Source organism: Microcystis sp. M113S1 (assembly GCF_020246945.1).
Classification (GTDB): Bacteria; Cyanobacteriota; Cyanobacteriia; order Cyanobacteriales; family Microcystaceae; genus Microcystis.
The window spans coordinates 1-2,659 of the sequence record NZ_JADBSA010000025.1 but is presented as its reverse complement, the minus strand read 5'-3'; the positions used below and the strand labels follow the sequence as shown (position 1 = coordinate 2,659).

Below are 2,659 nucleotides of genomic sequence, written 5' to 3'. Positions count from 1 at the left end.
CCATCAATTGAGGGAAAAACAACTCAATAAATTCGATAAAAAAGGTGGAGATTAACTCCTTAAATAAGCGATCATGGTCAATATTATTAGTCATGTAATATCATCTTAACTAATCTGAGTGATGAATGACTACTCTTCTCTATTATATTCTGAAAAGTCGGTTTTGGCAACGGATTGTTATGACCTCATCCCCTTAACCTACGAGAAGAGGGGGATACTTTCCGCGTTAACCTTTCTCTTTCCACTAAAAACCCCCCCCCAAAGCAATCTTACCCCTTGTCATGGCGAAGATGCGATCGCTAACATCAAAGCTAAGCTGTTCGTAATTCAAATTGCTTGGGCCAGACGAGGCACTCTTGCGCTCTTGCACTCTTGCAACAGTAAAGGGATTGGGGGAGATTCGGCTAATCTAAGAATAAGCGATTTAAATACGTCTTAGCTTACTTTTTCTGATTTTTCTTGCCAAGTACCGTGAAAACCAGGGGGGATAACACTAGGTAATTGCAGACAGCAAAGGGGTTCTTTTTCTAACTGCTGACTATCATAAATTCTCACTTGGCTGCTGTGATTATTGCCGTCGTAAACCACGACGATTAACCATCCCGTTTCTGGAGATAAACCATCGGAGACAAAAATCGGTTCACTGCCATAACAGTTATTTTCTAGATAAGCAATAGTTAACTTACCTGTGGAGTGATTATAACAAGCGGGAAGTCCGATAATTTCCCGACGAATATCGCTATCGGGACGATGGACAGCTAAAAAAGTATTTTGCCATTTTTGTCCCACCAGTTGCGGGGAAACCACGGGAAAATCACAGCTTAAATCCGAGAGAATTTCCTGATTAATCACCTTTGCTGATAGGGGATTGATGGTGATACTTGCTAATTTTCCGATGGCTAAGGTTTCGGTTTTACCCGTGGCAACTTCTTTTAAAAATTGATTAGTTTTAAAGTCGTCATAACGGACAAAAACAATTTCAAGATTGCCTTGCTCATTCACACAACCATTAGCAAAGTGCCATTGAAACCATGAATCTGTAACACTTTCACTGACTAATTGCAGAGAATCTCGCTCAAAAATTAGTATTCTTGTTCCTAATTCTGGCTGCCACTGCATGGCATCACTAAAAGTTTTAAATCCCAACAGTATCGATAATTTATCTGCTTTTATCGGTGGGACGAAAAAGACGAGATACTGTCCTGCTAAAACAAAGTCATGCAGCAAAGACAATCTATCTAACTCAAAAGTGTTTTTCTGGATAATTTGACCAGTGGAGTCAGACTTATAGATATTTAAACTAACTTTGGCACTGATTGTCACCCCGAAATTAAAAATCTCTCCTCTGGACAAATCTAGCTTAGGATGAGCGGAAAAAGTTTCCTTTGCTTGTAAGCTAGATAAATTATCTAAGCCTAGGGTTTCTAAAGATTGTAAATCTAATTTATGGGGAAAACCCCCTTCCCAGAGAGCTAATAATTTATCAGGTAAAGCTAACACCGAGGTATTAGCGGCATTTTTTACCTCTTTTCCCCAATTATTCCAAAAGAAGCCGGGGGCATTCATGCCATAATTAGGAAATAAATATTGATTAGCGGCGCTTTCTTGCTGATAACCGGCAGTCTGGACATAACGATAGGTGGCATTGGCTCCCTTATCATGAAAATGTACAGCTAAAACTGCCCCATCTCCGTCAAACCAATGACCAACTTTTTGCTTACCTCTTTCTAATCTCCCCGGACCATTGCGATAGAGACTACCTCGCAATCCGTCAGGAATTTTCCCCGATAATAAGGTTAATTGGGTTTCAGAAAATTCTACTGCTGGTTTTTCTAGAGATTTTGCCCAAGCTTTCATAGATTTGTTTTTTTTAGTGATTACATAGTTAAGTATAGCCCTAGACTAGGTTCAATGACGATAATTTCGGCAGTTTACCAGTTAATTAGTATTCGTCACAACTGATCAATTATATCATTATAAAGTATCGGGATCAATTCCCAGAGAACGGATATATTCAGCTAAACGTTCAGCTTTAAGACGCTCTTGTTCTAATTGTAAACTTGCTTGTTCTAACCTTTGAGATAACTCAATAGAAGTTAAAAATTTCTGACCATCTAAACTATAAATTTCTAACTCATCTTCTGTCAATTCAAATCGGATATTTAACCGAGGACTAACCCATCCCTTAATCTCAGGTATAGAGCTTAATAGTCCTTCCTGTCTTAACCATCCTTGAAAATTATGAGAATCTGGATCATAGAGATAGTATTCTTCCACTCCATAACGTTGATAAAAGAGTAGTTTTCGCTCCATTTCTTCTAAACTATTAGAAGGGGAGAGAATTTCAAAGACCACTTGAGGAGCGATGTTATCTTCTTGCCATTGTTTATAGGAACCCCGTCTTCCTTTCGGACGACCAAATACCACCATAACATCGGGAGCAACCGGTCCGGTAATTTTTTTATCTTGGACGGGATACCAGAGCAGATCCCCCGCAATAAAAACCTGAGGGGAATTAGCAAAGAGAATCTCAAGATTTTCTTTAATTTTCACGATCCATTCATATTGTTCGGTATTATCGGCCATGGGTTTACCGTCACTATCGGGGTATTCAATATCTGGATCAATAGCTGGTATCAAGGTCATAATTTATACTCCT

The 2,659-nt window shown here is 39.0% G+C and carries 2 protein-coding genes; both read right to left on the bottom strand.

Going from position 1 to position 2,659, the window contains the following annotated elements:
- Positions 1-435 precede the first annotated feature (435 nt).
- A complete protein-coding gene (locus tag IM319_RS01580) occupies positions 436-1,857 on the bottom strand; it encodes a carotenoid oxygenase family protein (RefSeq protein WP_287687608.1) in 1,422 nt (473 codons plus the stop codon).
- Positions 1,858-1,974: 117 nt separating this feature from the next.
- The gene (locus IM319_RS01575) at positions 1,975-2,646 is read right to left on the bottom strand and encodes a Uma2 family endonuclease (protein WP_287734366.1); all 672 of its coding nucleotides are present in this window, start codon (positions 2,644-2,646) and stop codon (positions 1,975-1,977) included.
- Between the last annotated feature and the right edge of the window lie 13 nt (positions 2,647-2,659).

Coding starts and splice junctions, on each gene's coding strand:
- IM319_RS01580 (WP_287687608.1), bottom strand. CDS start 1,857: ATGAAAGCTTGGGCAAAATCTCTAGAAAAACCAGCAGTAGAATTTTCT.
- IM319_RS01575 (WP_287734366.1), bottom strand. CDS start 2,646: ATGACCTTGATACCAGCTATTGATCCAGATATTGAATACCCCGATAGT.